General features: G+C 62.5%; 20 protein-coding genes and 1 pseudogene. 13 read left to right on the top strand and 8 right to left on the bottom strand.

Annotation, left to right across the window (positions count from 1 at the left end; translation table 11 throughout):
• Positions 1-183, top strand: a pseudogene (locus VF672_RS03510) (IS110 family transposase); the annotation flags it as partial.
• Between the two features lie 103 nt (positions 184-286).
• The gene (locus VF672_RS03505; protein WP_331101509.1) at positions 287-637 is read left to right on the top strand and encodes a hypothetical protein; all 351 of its coding nucleotides are present in this window, start codon (positions 287-289) and stop codon (positions 635-637) included.
• Positions 638-720: 83 nt separating this feature from the next.
• Here VF672_RS03505 and trxA read toward each other — a convergent pair whose 3' ends face one another.
• The 3 genes from trxA to VF672_RS03490 form a co-directional block, all read right to left on the bottom strand.
• A complete protein-coding gene (gene trxA / locus VF672_RS03500) occupies positions 721-1593 on the bottom strand; it encodes a thioredoxin (protein ID WP_331101507.1) in 873 nt (290 codons plus the stop codon).
• 268 nt (positions 1594-1861) lie between these two features.
• Positions 1862-2515: a class I SAM-dependent methyltransferase gene (locus tag VF672_RS03495; protein ID WP_331101505.1), complete on the bottom strand. Its 654-nt coding sequence runs from the start codon at positions 2513-2515 to the stop codon at positions 1862-1864.
• Positions 2512-2964, bottom strand: a complete 453-nt coding sequence (locus tag VF672_RS03490; RefSeq protein WP_331101503.1) for a hypothetical protein — start codon at positions 2962-2964, stop codon at positions 2512-2514. The genes VF672_RS03495 and VF672_RS03490 overlap by 4 nt, the downstream gene beginning before the upstream one ends.
• 174 nt (positions 2965-3138) lie before the next feature.
• Between VF672_RS03490 and nrdR the strand changes: the two genes are divergently transcribed.
• From nrdR to VF672_RS03435, 11 genes are all read left to right on the top strand, one after another.
• Positions 3139-3603: a transcriptional regulator NrdR gene (gene nrdR, locus VF672_RS03485; protein ID WP_165869747.1), complete on the top strand. Its 465-nt coding sequence runs from the start codon at positions 3139-3141 to the stop codon at positions 3601-3603.
• A 2-nt stretch (positions 3604-3605) separates the two neighbouring features.
• On the top strand, positions 3606-4745 hold the full coding sequence (ribD, locus tag VF672_RS03480) for a bifunctional diaminohydroxyphosphoribosylaminopyrimidine deaminase/5-amino-6-(5-phosphoribosylamino)uracil reductase RibD (protein WP_331101500.1): 1140 nt from the start codon (positions 3606-3608) through the stop codon (positions 4743-4745).
• 46 nt (positions 4746-4791) lie between these two features.
• Entirely contained in the window at positions 4792-5463 is a 672-nt protein-coding gene (locus VF672_RS03475; RefSeq protein WP_331101497.1) for a riboflavin synthase, read from the top strand.
• Between the two features lie 17 nt (positions 5464-5480).
• Positions 5481-6572, top strand: a complete 1092-nt coding sequence (gene ribBA / locus VF672_RS03470) for a bifunctional 3,4-dihydroxy-2-butanone-4-phosphate synthase/GTP cyclohydrolase II (protein ID WP_331101495.1) — start codon at positions 5481-5483, stop codon at positions 6570-6572.
• Positions 6573-6720: 148 nt separating this feature from the next.
• Entirely contained in the window at positions 6721-7197 is a 477-nt protein-coding gene (gene ribE, locus VF672_RS03465) for a 6,7-dimethyl-8-ribityllumazine synthase (protein ID WP_331101493.1), read from the top strand.
• The gene (gene nusB / locus VF672_RS03460) at positions 7194-7694 is read left to right on the top strand and encodes a transcription antitermination factor NusB (RefSeq protein WP_331101491.1); all 501 of its coding nucleotides are present in this window, start codon (positions 7194-7196) and stop codon (positions 7692-7694) included. The genes ribE and nusB overlap by 4 nt, the downstream gene beginning before the upstream one ends.
• Positions 7695-7731: 37 nt before the next feature.
• A complete protein-coding gene (thiL, locus tag VF672_RS03455) occupies positions 7732-8697 on the top strand; it encodes a thiamine-phosphate kinase (RefSeq protein ID WP_331101489.1) in 966 nt (321 codons plus the stop codon).
• Positions 8694-9203 carry a phosphatidylglycerophosphatase A family protein gene (locus tag VF672_RS03450; protein ID WP_265388132.1) on the top strand — a complete coding sequence of 170 codons (510 nt, stop codon included), beginning with the start codon at positions 8694-8696 and terminating at the stop codon, positions 9201-9203. Before thiL ends, VF672_RS03450 begins: the two co-directional genes overlap by 4 nt.
• 10 nt (positions 9204-9213) lie before the next feature.
• Positions 9214-10005, top strand: a complete 792-nt coding sequence (locus VF672_RS03445; protein ID WP_414705566.1) for a substrate-binding periplasmic protein — start codon at positions 9214-9216, stop codon at positions 10003-10005.
• Positions 10006-10115: 110 nt separating this feature from the next.
• Complete coding sequence (gene ribA / locus VF672_RS03440) at positions 10116-10733, top strand: GTP cyclohydrolase II (protein WP_331101486.1); 618 nt, start codon at positions 10116-10118, stop codon at positions 10731-10733.
• 46 nt (positions 10734-10779) lie between these two features.
• Positions 10780-11580 (top strand): cobalamin-binding protein, encoded by an 801-nt coding sequence (locus VF672_RS03435; protein ID WP_331101484.1) that lies wholly within the window; start codon positions 10780-10782, stop codon positions 11578-11580.
• A gap of 290 nt (positions 11581-11870) precedes the next feature.
• Here the strand turns inward: VF672_RS03435 and dxs are convergent, their stop codons facing one another.
• The 5 genes from dxs to VF672_RS03410 all read right to left on the bottom strand — a co-directional run bounded on the left by dxs (position 11871) and on the right by VF672_RS03410 (position 17209).
• Entirely contained in the window at positions 11871-13775 is a 1905-nt protein-coding gene (dxs, locus tag VF672_RS03430) for a 1-deoxy-D-xylulose-5-phosphate synthase (RefSeq protein WP_331101482.1), read from the bottom strand.
• A 157-nt stretch (positions 13776-13932) separates the two neighbouring features.
• A complete protein-coding gene (ispA, locus tag VF672_RS03425) occupies positions 13933-14820 on the bottom strand; it encodes a (2E,6E)-farnesyl diphosphate synthase (protein ID WP_331101480.1) in 888 nt (295 codons plus the stop codon).
• Positions 14817-15059, bottom strand: coding sequence for an exodeoxyribonuclease VII small subunit (locus VF672_RS03420; RefSeq protein WP_062384761.1), 243 nt, complete (start codon positions 15057-15059; stop codon positions 14817-14819). Before VF672_RS03420 ends, ispA begins: the two co-directional genes overlap by 4 nt.
• Before the next feature lie 349 nt (positions 15060-15408).
• Entirely contained in the window at positions 15409-16062 is a 654-nt protein-coding gene (gene nfsB / locus VF672_RS03415; protein ID WP_331101476.1) for an oxygen-insensitive NAD(P)H nitroreductase, read from the bottom strand.
• A gap of 28 nt (positions 16063-16090) precedes the next feature.
• Positions 16091-17209 (bottom strand): L-dopachrome tautomerase-related protein, encoded by a 1119-nt coding sequence (locus VF672_RS03410; RefSeq protein WP_414705567.1) that lies wholly within the window; start codon positions 17207-17209, stop codon positions 16091-16093.
• Positions 17210-17318: the final 109 nt, after the last annotated feature.

Genomic DNA, 17318 nt, shown 5'->3' with positions numbered 1-17318 from the left:
ATCCGCTGCGATCCCTACGTGAAGGGTTTTTACGAGGGGCTGGTTGGCCGCGGCAAGCGCAAAATGCAGGCGATCTGCGCAGTAATGCGTAAATACCTGACAGGTTTGTGGGCATGCATGCGCAACGGCGAAAACTTCGATGCGGCCAAGCTTTTCAGCGAAAAACATCTGCAAAAAGCTTGATCCGGAACAGAGTATCTACAGTATTGCGCGACATCAGTAGATCACGTGCAGCTCGCCATTTCCTGTGGGACGATGCCGGTCCGCCCTACCAGAGGACACACTCATGCTGCGAATCCGGGGAACTGTCGGCGATCTGCCGGTGGATCTGACTGTGGAAATGGACGAATCCGATTGGGCTCGGCTGGGCATCCAGCTGGGCGCTCAGGTGCAGGAACCATCGGCAACGAGCACGTCCGTCAAGCCAGCAGCGAGTCGCAACGACGCCGTATGGGACATCGCCCAGGATCTGCTGCACAAGGCGGGCCACCTGACCGGGCCGGATCTGCTCGGTCAGCTGGAAGGTCTGTCAGGCAGCACGGCGGCGGGCAAACGCCTGATGGTGCGCATGCGCCACAGCGCCAATGTGAGAGTGGAAAGCCAGGGCGACACGCCGGTGTATCACTGGATCGAGTGAAATGGCTTTTGCTTCACTGTGCCTCTACTGATCGACATCCCGTACCTTGTGGGAGCGAGCTCGCTCCCACATCCTGGGTGTCGTTAGTAAAGCGCCGCAAACAACCGACGGCGATAGGTGGTGACCAGCGGGTGATCGTTGCCCAGCAGGTCAAATACCTGCAGCAGCGTCTTGTGCGGCTGGCCTTCGTTGTAGCTGCGGTTGCGGATGAACAGCTTGAGCAAGCCATCCAGCGCGGCTTCATATTGCTGACGTGACAATTGCTGAATCGCCAACTGATGAGCGGCTTCATCGTCCTGAGGGTTCTGCGCCAGGCGCGACTTCAGATCGGCGACGTCAGGCAGCGCCGCGGCCTCAGCCAAAAACGTCAGCTGCGCCTTCGCACCGGCCAGTGCGGCCTTGTGGTCATCGCCTTTCACCGCGTCCAGCACCGTACGAGCTTCCGTCAGCTCGCCGCGTTCGGCCAGGCAGCGCGCGTACAGAATCAGCGCGGCGGCGTTGGTGTTGTCCTCGGCCAGGACCGTCTGCAACACCGCTTCGGCCTCCGCGAAATGGCTCTCGGCAAACATCGCCTGGGCGGTTTCCAGCGGGTCGGCGGCGGCCGGAGGCGGCATCTGCACATGGGGCTCGAGCAGTGCGCGGATTTGCGACTCAGGCTGGGCGCCGGCGAACCCGTCCACTGGCTGACCGTCCTTGAACAGCACCACGGTGGGCAGGCTGCGAATGCCGAAGCGCGCGACAATGTCCTGTTCAGCGTCACAGTCGACCTTGGCCAGCAGCAGTTCGCCCTGATAACTCTCTGCAATTTGCTGCAGCAGCGGCATCAGCACCTTGCACGGCGCGCACCACTCGGCCCAGAAATCCACCAGCACGGGTTTGTAAAAGGAGTTCTCGATGACCATCTGATCGAAGGTGGCGGTGGTCGCATCGAAGATGTAGGGCGTGTCCTGGCTCATCGCGGGTCTCGAAAAAAGGCTTGATGGCGAGAACTATAAAGGGCTGGGGGGATTGTCGGAAGCGCGACAACGCATGTGCATTTTGGCGCCGACCCGTGGGAGCGTGGCGTGTCCCGTGATCGGCGACGAGTCGTCGTAAAACCGGTTGGCTCGATCACGCTGACGCACCGTGTTGGGCAGGTTGCTGCCGCTGCGCGCCAGGTCGCGGGACAAGCTACGCTTCTACAGGTTGGGTCAGTCAGACCGGTTCATCCAGACCAGAACCAGACTATCGCTGCGCATGATAAAGACTCACCTGGCGAAACTCCCACGGCTCAGCCAGATCCGGCAGCGTCAGCGCCTCGAGCGTTGCCAGCCGTTTATAGATCGGATGCTGGAAATCCCGAACCCGGGAATCGGCCACCAAGGCTTGTTTCCCGCGACTGAGAAACTCGTCCAGCAGCGGCAGGTTGGAGCGGTCGTACAAAACGTCGGCCACCAGGATCAGGTCGAAACGATTCTCTTCCGCGAAGAAGTCCCTTGAATACCCCAGCGTCACCCTATTGAGTTCGGCGTTTGCCTGGCAGGCCTCGATGGCCAGCGGATCAAGATCACAGGCGACGACTTCAAGCGCCCCGGCTTTCATCGCAGCGATGCCCGCCACACCTGAGCCAGCACCAAAATCCAGAACCCGTTTGCCGGCGACCCAGTGCGGATGCTCGGCCAGGTATCGCGCCAGGGCCAGGCCGCTTGCCCAGCAGAAGCTCCAGTAGGGCGGGTCTTCAAGAATGCGCCGGGTTTCCTCGGGGCTAAAGGCGCGGTCCATGTTGTCCGCGTCGATCAGCCACAACTTCAGGTCCGTATCCGGCAGCGGCTCGGCGACCAGTCGCGCATCGCCCAACAGCTCGCTCAACGCAGCTTGCAGATGAAGCGGGGCGATCACGGCGCGGGAGCGAATTGCAGCTGACCCAGCGCCTGAGTGGTGGGTTGAGTGATCAGCACGGACGGCAGATGCAGAATCAACTGACCCGACTTGCTGGCGCGGCCGCGCAGCTCGACACGCGCCCCCACTGGATAGGCTTCCGGATTAAAACGCAGCTGGAACGGCAGCGACTGGTTGTTGCCCATCAGTTTGGTGCTGGCCAGCAGCTTCTGCGGGCGATTGCGATCGTCGATCACCAACAGCGCCAGCTCGACTTCGGCGCCGGCCGGCACGCCCAGCAACTGGCCGCTCAATTCGCGCTGGAATGGCTGCAACGGACCTTGCCCTTCCGGCAGTGTGATGGCGTTGGGCGCAGGTTTCGCCGGCGTCGCAGGTTTCGGTGCCTCGGCCGTGCTGCAGGCAGCGAGCAGGCCCACAAGGCTGATGAGAGCAAGCGTACGTAGCGTCATGAACAGCTCCAGACAAAGCAGAATGCGGGCGAAATACACAAAGGATGGCGCAGTATCGCCGAGTGCGGCGGGTTTCACCGCACTGAATGCGCGTCTGTATACCTCAAAGCCCGAGACTTGTCTTGCCGGCGAGATGCGCTACCATGGCCCTCCCTTTTTTTGTTGCCTGCCACCATGCACTGTCCCTTTTGCGGTGCCAACGACACCAAAGTCATTGACTCGCGCCTCGTTGCCGAAGGCGATCAGGTTCGCCGCCGCCGTGAATGCGTCGCCTGCGGTGAACGCTTCACGACATTCGAAACCGCCGAACTGGTACTGCCCCGTCTGATCAAGCAGGACGGCAGCCGCCAGCCCTTCGATGAAGAGAAGCTGCGCGCCGGCATGCAGCGCGCCCTGGAAAAGCGCCCGGTCAGCGTCGAGCGTCTGGAAGCGGCCCTCGCCCACATCAAAAGCAAGCTGAGAGCGACCGGCGAGCGCGAGGTCAAATCCCTGATCGTTGGTGAACTGGTCATGGGCGAACTGCAAAAGCTCGACGAAGTCGCCTACATCCGCTTTGCTTCTGTTTACCGGCGGTTTCAGGACCTCAACGAATTCCGCGAAGAAATCGACCGACTGGCCCGCGAGCCGGTTAAAGAGTGAGCATGACCTCGACAGAGCAAAGCGTGCTCGACGCCGCCTACATGGCGCGGGCGCTGGAACTGGCGCGCAAGGGCGTTTACTCGACGCACCCCAACCCGCGGGTGGGCTGCGTCATCGTGCGTGATGGTGCGATTGTCGGCGAAGGCTGGCACGCGCGCGCGGGCGAACCCCATGCGGAAGTGCACGCGCTGCGCCAGGCGGGCGACAAGGCAAAGGACGCGACCGCTTACGTCACCCTTGAGCCCTGCAGCCATCACGGCCGCACCCCGCCGTGCGCCGACGCGCTGGTGAACGCCGGTGTGGCGCGCGTCGTCGCGGCCATGCAAGACCCCAACCCCGACGTGGCCGGTCGTGGCCTGTTGCGCCTGATGAGCGCAGGCATCGCGGTGCAGAGCGGTGTGCTCGAAAGCGAAGCCCGAGCGCTGAACAAAGGTTTTCTCAAACGCATGGAACACGGCCTGCCGTACGTGCGGGTCAAGCTGGCGATGAGCCTGGACGGACGCACGGCCATGGCCAGCGGCGAAAGTCAGTGGATCACCGGGCCCGAAGCGCGTTCGGCCGTGCAACGCTTGCGTGCGCAGTCAAGCGTTGTGCTGACCGGCGCCGATACCGTGCTGGCCGACAACGCGCGGCTCACCGTGCGCCCTGATGAGTTGCGGCTCAATGCCGAACTTACGGCGTTGGCCGCGACCCGACCGCCGCTGCGGGTCTTGGTCGACGGGCGCTTGCGGGTGCCCCTTGATGCGCCGTTCTTTAAAGCGGGCGGTGCGCTGGTGGCCACGTGCGCCGCTGCTTCAGCACGCGGGCGTTACCACGACGAAGGCCATGAAATCCTGGCACTGGCCAGCAGCGGCGGGCACGTCGACCTGCGCAAGCTGTTGCTTGAGCTGGCAGCCCGGGGCGTCAATGACGTGCTGGTCGAGGCCGGGCCCAAGCTAGCCGGCGCGTTCACCCGGCTAGGCCTGGTGGACGAATTTCAGATCTTTGTGGCGGGCAAGTTCATGGGGTCGTCCGCGCGTCCGTTGCTGGACCTCCCGCTGGCGCAAATGAGCGAAGCGCTCGAACTCAAGATCGTCGAAATGCGTGCGGTCGGCGATGACTGGCGAGTCATTGCGATACCCGCGCCGCACCCCGGCGTATAATTCCGGCTTCCGCGCTCAGCGCTGGCCCTGTTTTCCAGGAGCACCCATGTTTACCGGCATCATCGAATCTATCGGCAGCATCCGTGCCATCACCCCGAAAGGCGGCGATGTCCGCGTTCACGTAGAGACCGGCAAGCTCGACCTTTCCGACGTCAAGCTGGGCGACAGCATCGCTGTCAACGGCGTCTGCCTGACCGCCGTCGAGTTACCGGGCGACGGCTTCTGGGCTGACGTCAGCCGCGAAACCCTGGACGTCACCGCGTTCGTCGATCTCAAGACCGGCAGCCGCGTCAATCTCGAAAAAGCCCTCACGCCGACCACGCGCCTGGGCGGCCATCTGGTCAGCGGCCACGTCGACGGCGTCGGCGAGGTGCTGTCCCGCGAAGAGAACGCCCGCGCGATCCAGTTCCGCATGCGCGCGCCTCGCGAGCTGGCCAAATACATCTCGCACAAAGGCTCGATCACCGTCGACGGCATCAGCCTGACCGTAAACGCGGTCAACGGCGCCGAGTTCGAGCTGACCATCGTTCCGCACACGCTCGCCGAGACCATCATGGGCGACTACCGCCCGGGCCGTAAGATCAACCTGGAAGTCGACCTGTTGGCGCGTTACCTGGAGCGACTGTTGCTCGGTGACAAAGCCGCTGATCCGACGCCGGCCCAGGGCGGCAGCATCACCGAAAGCTTTCTCGCCGCCAACGGCTACCTAAAATCCTGAATTGAAGGGGGTGCCGCGTGGCGCTCAACAGCATCGAAGAACTGGTAGAAGACATTCGCCAAGGCAAGATGGTCATCCTTATGGATGACGAAGACCGTGAGAACGAAGGCGATCTGATCATGGCCTCCGAATGCGTCAAGGCCGAGCACATCAATTTCATGGCGCGTTTCGCCCGTGGCCTGATCTGCATGCCGATGACCCGCGAGCGCTGCGAAACCCTGAAACTGCCGTTGATGGCCCCGCGCAATGGCTCGGGCTTCGGCACCAAGTTCACCGTGTCCATCGAAGCCGCAGAAGGCGTAAGCACCGGCATTTCCGCGGCCGACCGCGCGCGTACCGTGCAGGCTGCTGCTGCCAAAGATGCCAGGGCCGAAGACATCGTCAGCCCGGGCCATATCTTCCCGCTGATGGCGCAGGCTGGCGGCACGCTTTCCCGTGCCGGCCACACCGAAGCGGCGTGTGACCTTGCGCGCATGGCCGGTTTCGAGCCGACCGGTGTGATCTGCGAAGTCATGAACGATGATGGCACCATGTCCCGTCGTGCTGAACTGGAAGCCTTTGCCGCCGAGCACAACATCAAGATCGGGACCATTGCCGACCTGATCCATTACCGGATGATCCACGAACGTACCGTTCAGCGGATTGCCGAGCAGCCTCTCGACACTGAACTGGGCCACTTCAATCTGGTGACCTACCGCGATTCCGTTGAAGGCGACGTGCACCTGGCGCTGACCCTTGGCAAGATCTGCGCGGAAGAGGCCACGCTGGTCCGGGTCCATAACATGGACCCGCTGCGCGACTTGTTGATGGTCAAACAGCCCGGCCGCTGGAGCCTGCGCGCTGCAATGAGTATCGTGGCCGAGGCTGGCAGCGGCGTGGTGCTGCTGCTCGGTCACCCCCTCGATGGCGACACGGTTCTGGCCCATGTGCGTGAAACCGCAGGCGGCACACCGATCAAGACCCCCACCACGTACAGCACCGTCGGTGCCGGTTCGCAGATCCTTCGTGACCTTGGCGTGCGCAAAATGCGTCTGATGAGTTCGCCAATGAAGTTCAATGCGATATCCGGTTTCGATCTGGAAGTTGTAGAATACGTGCCCTCCGAATAAAGACTGGCAGGTGACAGGCCCCAATGGCGTTCAGCCGTGGGTGGTTCTTGTCCCTGGAGTCGCCCGATTCGTGGCCTAAAATCCCTGAAAGCGCGCGTTCCATGCGCGCTTTCATGCTCTTTAATACGAGAACACGAGACTCAGCCGAATGACCCTGAAGACCATCGAAGGTACCTTCATCGCCCCCCAAGGTCGCTATGCCCTGGTGGTTGGCCGCTTCAACAGCTTCGTCGTCGAAAGCCTGGTGAGCGGTGCCGTTGATGCCCTGGTTCGCCATGGCGTGAGCGAAAGCGACATCACCATCATCCGCGCACCGGGTGCGTTCGAGATCCCGCTGGTCGTGCAGAAGGTCGCTAAACGCAGCGAGTTCGCCGCCATCATCGCGCTCGGCGCTGTCATTCGTGGCGGCACCCCGCACTTCGAATACGTCGCTGGCGAATGCACCAAGGGCCTGTCCCAGGTGTCCATGGAATTCGGCGTGCCTGTCGCCTTCGGTGTCCTGACTGTCGATTCCATCGAGCAAGCGATCGAGCGTTCCGGCACCAAGGCTGGTAACAAAGGCGCTGAAGCCGCCCTGTCCGCCATCGAAATGGTCAGCCTGTTGGCGCAGTTGGAGGCCAAGTGATTAACGACGAAAGCGATCAGTTCAACCCACGCGATCCACGTGCGGCCGACGCTGGCAAACCCTCAAAAAGCGAAAAGCGTCGTGCGGCTCGCCAGATGGCGACCCAAGCCCTGTACCAGCGCCACATGGCGGGTCAGTCGCTAAACGAGATCGAAGCACAATTTCGCGTCGACAACGACTTCACCTCGGTTGATGCCAGCTATTTCCACGACATCCTGCACGGTGTCCCGGCCAATCAGGACAAAATCGACGCAGCGCTGGCGCCGTGTCTGGACCTGACCATCGCCGAACTGGACCCGGTCGAACTCGCCGTTCTGCGCCTGTCGACCTGGGAACTGCTTGAGCGCATCGACGTGCCGTACCGCGTGGTCATCAACGAAGGCATCGAACTGGCGAAAGTCTACGGTTCGACCGACGGCCACAAATTCGTCAACGGCGTGCTCGACAAACTGGCTCCGCGTCTGCGCGAAGTCGAAGTGAAGGCGTACAAGCGCTGAGGCTTCTGGGTTTCTCCAGAACCTGAGCGTCTGCGCCATGGGCGAGTTCGAGCTGATCCGCAATTACTTTGCAGCTGCGCCTTGCGCGCAGCCCGGCGAAGGCGTTGCGCTGGGGATCGGTGACGATTGCGCCCTGTTGTCGGTGGCCGCTGGCGAGCAGCTTGCCATCTCCACCGACACGCTGGTCGCCGGGGTGCATTTCCCCGAAGACGGCGATCCTTTCCTGCTCGGCCAGCGCGCACTCGGTGTGTCGGCCAGCGACCTGGCCGCCATGGGCGCCAGCCCCCTCGCATTTACCCTTGCCCTGACCCTGCCGCAGGTTTCCGCCGACTGGCTGGAAGCGTTCGCGCGCGGTTTGAACGTCATGGCCCAGGGCTGCGGCCTTCGCCTGATTGGTGGCGACACGACGCGCGGGCCCTTGAGCCTGACGGTCACCGTTTTCGGCACAGTCCCTGTCGGTCAAGCCTTGACCCGAAGCGGCGCACGGCCCGGGGATCTACTGTGCGTGGGCGGTCCGCTGGGTGACGCTGCCGGGGCGCTGCCGCTGGTGTTGAACCAGCGCAGCACCGAAGCGTCTACCACTCACGCCTTGCTGGCGCGCTACTGGTCGCCGCAGCCGCAATTCGAGTTGGGGATTGCGTTGCGCGGCAAGGCCAGCGCAGCGCTGGACATCTCCGACGGGCTGCTCGCCGACTGCGGACACATCGCCACGTCATCGGGAGTACGCTTGCTCGTTGAGCGTGAGAAGGTGCCGATGTCTGACGCACTGCTTGCTTTTTTCGGGCCTGACGCGGCGTTGAATGCGGCGCTCAGTGGAGGAGATGACTACAGACTGGCGTTCACGTTGCCGCCATCATGGCTGGCTGAGTTGCAAGCCGCCGGCTGGCCTGTCTTCGTTCTGGGTCGGGTGGTCGAAGGCCACGGCGTGGCGCTGATTGACGCACTTGGGCAGGACGTCACCCCGTTGACGCGGGGCTACCAACATTTTCAGGAGACACGGTGACAGATCATCCTAATCAGGTCCCGGCGGAAAACGTTCCACCGTCGGTATGGACCAATCCGTGGCATTTCCTGGCCTTCGGCTTCGGCTCCGGCACATTGCCCAAAGCACCCGGCACCTGGGGCTCGATGGTGGCAGTGCCGTTTATCCCGCTGTGGCAGATGCTGCCGGACTGGGGCTACTGGCTGATGCTCGGGCTGACCATGCTGTTCGGCTTCTGGCTGTGCGGCAAGGTGGCGGATGACCTGCGCGTTCACGACCATGAAGGCATCGTCTGGGACGAAATGGTCGGGATGTGGATCACCTTGTGGCTGGTGCCCGAGGGTTGGGTCTGGCTGTTGGTGGGTTTTCTGGTCTTCCGCTTTTTCGACATCCTCAAGCCCTGGCCCATTCACTGGATCGACAAGCACGTACATGGCGGGGTCGGCATCATGCTCGATGATGTGCTCGCCGGCGTTTTTGCGTGGCTGGCGATGCAGGGGCTGGTCTGGCTGTGGGCCGTAATCTAGGGCCGCGCTCATGAAGCGTTCAGGCATTAAATGGCTGCTGGGCCTGTCGTTGCTGATGACGAGCGTCTGGGCGACGGCCGACGTAACTGCTCCCTCATCAGAGTCCGACCTGCCCGCCGAGATCCAGTTGGTGAGCGAGCACTGGATCGGCTACACCGAGACCGATGGCACGGGACTGGGTTGGGATTTGATGCGCGAGATATTCGAGCCGGCCGGCGTGAAGGTCGAGCAGCGCACCGAGCCTTACACCCGAGCGGTCGGGCTGGTGCAGCGAGGCGAGGCCGATGCCTGGGTGGCAGCCTACAAGGATGAGGTCGCGGGCACGCTGTATTCGACGTGGCACTACGACACTGACGAAATCTACACGCTGGGGCTGGCCTCGAAGCCAAGCCCGACGCTGCAATCGCTGGGCAAGTATCGTTTGGCCTGGGTGCGCGGGTACGAGTACCAACATTATCTGCCGAACGTCATGCACTTCAACGAAGTCGCCAGGCGCGATCACATTCTGCCCATGCTCGAATACGGGCGCGCGGACCTGTACATCGACGCCAAGCCGGAGATCGATTTCATCCTCGCTCAAAGCAAAGAGCCGCAGCGCTATCGCCTGACCTATCTCACCGCCATTCCTCTGTACCTCAGCTTCGGCGACACCCCGCGGGGGCGCGCATTGCGGGACCTGTTTGATGCGCGCATGAGCAAGCTGGTAGCCAGTGGGAAGCTCCGGCCTATATTCGCGCGGTGGAAGCACCCTTATCCGTTCGACTCAAACGAGGGTCAGTCCCGTCCAGACGTCGGCCACTGATCAACCAGGTTGATCTGAATGGTCGACAATTCAGCCTAAGCGTGTGTCGGAACCTGCTGTTACAATGTAGCCTTGCGAATTCCAGTCCCCATACTGATCAGGAGCACCCGGTGCCCGTCGTATTTGTCGCGGCTTCCAAGCTGCCTACCCCCTTTGCCACTTTCAAGATGAACGGCTTTCTCGAGCAGGAAAATGGTCGGGAGCATGTCGTGCTCACTCTCGGAGATGTATCAGATGGCGCGCCGGTACTCGGTCGTGTGCATTCCGAATGCCTGACCGGTGATGCGCTGTTCAGCCAGCGCTGCGATTGCGGCTCCCAGCTTGAAGCGGCGTTGCGTGCAATCGCCACCGAAGGCCGTGGCGTGCTGTTGTACTTGCGCCAGGAAGGTCGCGGCATTGGCCTGATGAACAAGATCCGCGCCTATGAATTGCAGGACGGCGGCGCCGACACCGTCGAAGCAAACGAGCGCCTGGGCTTCGCCGCTGACCAGCGCGATTACGCCATCTGCCTGCCGATGCTTGAGCACTTGGGTATCAAGTCGTTGCGCCTGATGACCAATAACCCACGCAAGGTCAAAGCGCTGACTGACATGGGCATTACTGTCGCCGAGCGTGTGCCGCTGCACACCGGCCATAACCCGCACAACAAGCTCTACCTGGCGACCAAAGCCGGCAAGCTGGGTCACATGATGGGCAACGAGCATCAAAGCGAAGTCGATCCGGCGTGACTTTCCGCCGTCTGCGCCGTGGTCCGGCGCGGGCGGGGCGTGTCTGATGCGCCCTTTGATCACTTGCCTGCTGTGGCTGATTGCGTGGCAGGCCGCCGCCGCTCCTCAGCGTGTGGTCAGCCTTGCTCCTTCGCTCACTGAAATCGTTATCGAGCTGAATGCATCCGATCTGCTGGTTGGCGTGCTCGACGGCGGCGTGCGTCCGGAGAGGGTGGTGGGCCTGCCTTCGGTGGGTCGATACGGGCAGCTCGACATCGAGCGCCTGCTCAGTTTGCAGCCCGACCTTTTATTGCTGTGGCCTGGCAGCGTAAGCGCCGCTCAGCGCGATCAGCTCAAGCGCTTGAACATTCCCGTCTACACCGCCGAACCGCACACGTTGGACGAGCTGGCTGACCAGATCGAGCAAATGGGCGGGCGCCTTGGTCGCGTCGAACGCGGAAGACAAGCGGCAGAGGATTTTCGCCAGCGACTGGCCTCGCTGCGCAAGCGCTATCGGCGCGATGTCCCGTTGAGCGTTTTCTACCAAGTGTGGGATCAGCCTCTTTACACCGTGGGCGGGCATCAAATCATCAGCGACGCCCTGACTGTTTGCGGCGCGCGTAACGTATTCGACGATCTGACACTGCCTGCGCCGCAGGTTGGTCTCGAGTCGGTGCTGCAGCGAAATCCGGACGTGATAGTGGCCAGCGATGCGGCGTTGCTGCCGGGCTGGAAAAGGTGGACGCAGTTGAAAGCCCTGAATACCGGTCGTTTGTTGGCCGTGCCGGATAAGGGCCTTGAACGCGCCAGTGGCCAGATGCTGCAAGCAGTCGCCCAGCTCTGCAGCGCGCTCGCACCGGAGCGTTAGAACGGCCGGCTATCCCGGCCGCGTATCGCACCGCATCTGACACCCAAAAGCCCCGGCAGGTGAGCAAGCTCACCCCCACCAGAACCGGGTAGCCGTTTTATATCTCTGAATAGAAAGCTATCTGTCACCCCGCAGCACCCGTGGGAGCAAGCCTGCTCGCGAAGGCTTAGTTCCAGGCAGCGGAGATGTGTTGGGTAGACGACGCTGTCTTCAGCAAAGACATGGCGGCCTAGGATGCAGCGTTCTGTCTGTCTACAGGCATCAACAGACAGAACGCATCCGTCGCAAAGTTAGCCCTGCAAGGCCTGCATCTTCAGCAGTCGCTGGCTGATCGAGGCTTCGATGCCTGCCGCATCCAGCCCGCATTCCGCGAGCATCTGCGCCGGTTTGGCGTGCTCGACGTAAACGTCGGGCAGTCCCAGGTGCAGCACCGACTTGAGAATATCCTCGCGCGCCAGGAACTCGCTCACCGCCGCGCCCGCACCACCCATGATGGCGTTTTCTTCGAGGGTGACGAGCAGGTCATGGCTGTCGGCCATTTGGCGCACCAGCGCCTCGTCCAGCGGTTTGACGAAACGCATGTCGACCACCGTCGCGTCGAGCTTCTGCGCGACGATCAAGGCTTCGGTCAGCTGCACGCCGAACACCAGCATCGCCACCGTGCTGCCCTGACGACGCACCACGCCCTTACCGATTTCCAGCGGTTCCAGCCCGCTCTCGATCACTGCATCGGGGCCATTCCCGCGCGGGTAACGCACGGCCGCAGGGCCTTTGAACAGGTAACCGGTGGTGAGCATCTTGCGCAGCTCGTTTTCATCGCTTGGTGTCATGACCAGCATGCCGGGGACGCAGCGCAGGTACGACAGATCGAAACTGCCGGCGTGGGTCGGGCCGTCTTCACCGACCAGACCCGCACGGTCGATGGCAAACAACACGTCCAGATTCTGCACGGCGACGTCATGAATCAGCTGGTCGTAACCGCGCTGCAGGAACGTCGAGTAAATCGCCACCACCGGCTTGGCGCCCTCGCAGGCCATCCCTGCGGCCAGCGTTACTGCGTGCTGCTCGGCGATGGCGACATCGAAATAACGCTCCGGGAAACGTTCGCTGAAGGCGACCAGATCAGAGCCCTCTTTCATGGCAGGTGTGATGCCCACCAGGCGCTCGTCCGCCTCGGCCGTGTCGCACAGCCACTGGCCGAACACACCGGAATACTTGGGTCCGGCAGCCTTTTTCGGCACGACGGGCGCGTTCAGCGGATCGAGCTTGGTGATCGCGTGATAGCCGATCGGGTCGACCTCGGCCGGCGCGAAACCTTTGCCTTTCTTGGTGACCACGTGCAGGAACTGCGGACCCTTGAGGTCGCGCATATTGCGCAGGGTGGCGATCAGGATAGGCAGGTCGTGGCCGTCGATCGGGCCGATGTAGTTCCAGCCGAGTTCTTCGAACAGCGTGCCGGGCACCAGCATCCCTTTGGCGTATTCCTCGGTGCGGCGGGCGATTTCCCATGCGCCGGGCAGACGCGACAGCACTTTCTTGCTGCCTTCGCGCATGCTCGCGTAAGTGCGGCTTGAAAGAATCTTGGCCAGATAATTCGACAGCCCACCGACATTGCGCGAGATCGACATGTCGTTGTCGTTGAGAATCACCAGCATGTCGGCGTTGACTTCAGGCGCGTGGTTGAGCGCCTCGAATGCCATGCCGGCGGTCAGAGCGCCGTCGCCGATCACGGCAATGGACTTGCGCTCACTGCCCTGCAGCCGGGAGGCAACCGCCATGCCCAGGGCGGCGCTGATAGAAGTGCTGGAGTGACCCACACCGAAGGTGTCGTATTCGCTCTCGCTGCGACGCGGGAAGGCCGCCACTCCGCCTTTCTGGCGCAGGGTCGACATCTGCGCGCGACGACCCGTCAGGATCTTGTGCGGGTACGCCTGATGACCGACGTCCCAGACCAGCCGGTCGTCGGGGGTATCGAAGACGTAGTGCAAGGCCACGGTCAGTTCGATGACGCCGAGGCCGGCGCCGAAATGGCCGCCGGTCTGGCCAACGGTGTAGAGCAGCTCCAGGCGCAATTCATCAACCAGGGCTTCAAGCTCTGCTTCACCTAAGCGGCGCAGGCCGTCCGGCGTCACTGCCTTATCAAGCAGTGGCGTGGACGGGCGCTCGCGGGGAATCTCTTTGAACGTCGTGGGCATCAGGCGAATCGTTATAAGTAAAAGAGTCGGCAGTTTACCTGATGCATTGCCGGCTGCGCACGGTGTGCAGCGATGCGATGTTCAGGGTCAACGATTGCCGGCGAAATGGGGCTGTGGCGCAAAGCGGCTTGCGTCCGACCCGTCTTATGACCTGCGCTCAATGGCGACGTTCGACGATATAACGCGCCAGGGCCCGCAAGGGCTCTGCGGCCGCGTCGAATGGACGCAGCGCGACGAGGGCCTGATCGCGCAATTCAAGTGCGTAATGCTTGGCTTCTTCCAGACCCAGCAGCGCCGGGTAGGTCGGCTTGTCACGGGCCATATCCGCACCCTGGCGTTTGCCAAGCGTCGCGGTATCGCTTTCGACGTCAAGAATGTCGTCCTGCACCTGAAACGCCAGGCCAACCGCGCGCGCGTAGATTTGCAGCGAATCGAGTTGGACCTGAGTAGCGTTGCCACTGGCCAGCGCGCCGAGCCTGACGCTGGCTTCGATCAGTGCGCCGGTCTTGTGCCGGTGCATGAACGCCAGCGCGTTTTGGTCGAGCTTGAGCCCGACCGAGCCCAGGTCGATCGCTTGACCGCCGACCATGCCGGCAGGGCCGGACGCACGCGCAAGGGTGGCGACCATCTTCAGCCGGGTGTCGGCGTTCTGAGGCGTCAATGCGTTATCGCTCAGCACGCTGAAGGCCAACGTCTGCAGGCCGTCGCCGGCGAGGATCGCGCAGGCTTCGTCGAAGGCTTTATGAGTGGTGGGCAGGCCGCGACGCAGATCGTCATCGTCCATTGCCGGAAGGTCGTCGTGTACCAGCGAATAAGCGTGGATCAGCTCGACCGCGCAGGCGGCGCCGTTGGCATGCTCGGCATCGCCACCCAGGGCTTCGCAGGCGGCGTAAACCAGCAGCGGCCGCACGCGCTTGCCGCCGTTGGTGACGCTGTAGCGCATGGCGGCGTAAAGGCGGCTCAGTTCAGGGGCGGGGGCGTCGAACAGGGTCTCCAGCGCCGCATTGACGCGCGCCTGGCTGAGCGCCTGATACGCCGCGATCATTCCGGCTGTTCCGCGTCGAACGGCTCTTCGGCCAGTTCGCCGTCGCGCTCCAGCAGGACCTGCACTTTCTGCTCGGCCTGGGCCAGTGCGCTCTGGCATTCGCGGGTCAGGCGGATGCCTTGTTCGAAGGCGGTCAGCGAGTCTTCCAGCGACAGCTCGCCGTTCTCCAGACGCTCGACGAGCGTTTGCAAATCCGTGAGGGACTGTTCGAAATCCAGTGCAGCTTTCTTGCGGGCCATGGCGGCTATCCCGGTAGACGTTAAACCGGCGCGACACTAGCAGAGCTCAGGCATCGGGGCAAATGAGAAGGGTTAGGCGGGCGAGCCTGGCTGCCGCTGCGCGCCAGATCGGAGGACAAGCCACGGGCTTGCAGGAATGTGTGTGCAACCTCAATCCGTCGCCTCACCCCAATCCGTAGGAGCCGGCTTGCTGGCGAACGCGCTGTGTAAGCAAATAGAGATTTATCTGACCCAACGGGTTCGCCAGCAAGCCGGCTCCTACAGATCGGCGGTGTGGCAGTGATACCTGCGTTTTTGGACCCACCGCAATCGCGGGCCAGCGCCGCCCCTGCAATCGAGCGCGGTCGGTTTAGAGAAAGGTAAACACCGCCTCAGCCGGCAACCGCGATTTCGGCAGTTTGGCGTTGAAATCACTCTCGCTGCGGTAGCCCAGGCTGACCACGACCAGGCTGGTGAAACCCTTGTCGCGCAGGCCCAATTCTTCGTCGAGCTTCTTGAAATCGAAACCTTCCATCGGCGTCGCGTCCAGTCCCAGCGATGCAGCGCCCAGCAGCAAGGTGCCAAGCGCCAGGTAGGTCTGCTTTTCCATCCAGTGCTGCACATCCTTCTGATCGAATCTGTGCATGTTCACGTAGCCGCGACGGCTCTTGTCCTGACCGGCCCTGGCCTCGTCGTTGGCAAAACGCCCGTCGAGTGCCTCCTGCGCCAGAACGGCCTGCAGGTGGAATTCGGGTACCTCGGTGCGGGTGCAGAACACGATCAAGTGGGAGGCCGTGAGCATCTTGGCCTCGTTGTAAGCAAAGCCACCCTCGGCCGACTTGGCCACGCGGGCTTTGCCCTGTTCATCGGAGGCGATGATGAAGTGCCAGGGCTGCGAGTTCACCGACGACGGGCTGTGACGCAGTTGCTCCAACAGCTCGTTGATCGCCTCCTGCGGGATTTTGCGTGAGGCATCGTAGGCTTTGGTGGTGTAGCGCGATTTTGCGAGCGCGGTCAGTTGCATGATGGGTCTCCGGAAGTAAAAAATTGAATCAGCGGGTCGGTGCTGGCGCGGCGTCGATCTTGACCCGCAGCAGGCTGTAGGGTTTTTCGCGCAGATCCTTGCCGTCGTGGAAGCCGGCCTGGCGCTGCAACTGGTTGGCGATGAAATACAGATAGCCGTCGGGCCCGACCGACAAGGTGTCCGGCCAGAGCACGCGAGGGTCATGAACCAGGGTCTGCCAGCTGCCGTCGGCCAGGCGTTTGCGGATGCCGTTGTGCTCGTAGTCGCCGGCATAGACCGCGCCGTTGGCGTCGGCTTCCAGACCGTCGGAGGCGCCTTTCTCGCCGAGGTCTTTGACCGCAGCTCTCAGTTGAGCCTCGCTCACGTTGGCATCCCGGAGCATCGCAGCGGGCACCGCGAAAAGGTGACGACTGGAGAGCGGGCTGAAGTAAAGCGTCTTGCCGTCAGCAGACAGCGCGATGCCATCGGATGCCACCCCCAGCGTTTTTGCTTTGCCGTCAGGGCCTTTGGTGACGAGGGCCGCCTGGCCTTCGACGACCGGCTTGAAGTCAGGGTCGACCGAGGTGGACTTCGCGCCGCTCAAACGACGGGTCGCCTTGCCGCTGGCGATGTCCATGACGATGATCGCGCCGGGCCCGGAGACCGACGAATCCGTCACATAGACCGTGCCTTCCTTGCCGTTGCGAAAATCAAAGCGCATGTCGTTGACGTACGTGCTTGGCAGGATGACGTTGGCCGGGAAGACCAGGGTTTTGACCACCTTGTTACTGGCCAGATCGACCGCAACCAGCTTCGCGCCGCCCGTTTTGGGCGCTGCGAAATTCGGCGCCGCCGTGTCCAGCAACCAGACGCGGCCCTGACCGTCGGCGACTACGCTTTGGACGCTGATCAGCCCTTTGGCGGGGTCTTTCGGGTCTTCTTTGTTGATCGCTGCATCGGGGTAAGCAACGACCTTGCCGTCACGGATTTCACCCACGGTAAACGGCACATCGTCGCCCCAGTGCGGGAAGTTGACGAAAATGCGCCCGGTCTCCGTCACGGTCACGCCGGTGGGCATGGCGTCGTGGAAGCTGAACACCTGCTCCAGCTGACCGAGGGGTTTCTCCGCCGGTGCGTTGGCGGGCAGCGTGGCGACATTGGCTGCCATGCTGGCAGCGACGCCGTTCTGGCTGATCAGGGCGACTGAGAGTGCCAGTGCCGACCCCATCATGTTCTGTTTCATGGACACAAAGCGCTCCCGGCCTGCCGCAGCAGGC

This window comes from Pseudomonas sp., from assembly GCF_036387035.1.
GTDB lineage: Bacteria > Pseudomonadota > Gammaproteobacteria > Pseudomonadales > Pseudomonadaceae > Aquipseudomonas.
Note: the sequence above shows the minus strand (reverse complement) of the source record. Positions and strands in the feature narration are given on the sequence as shown.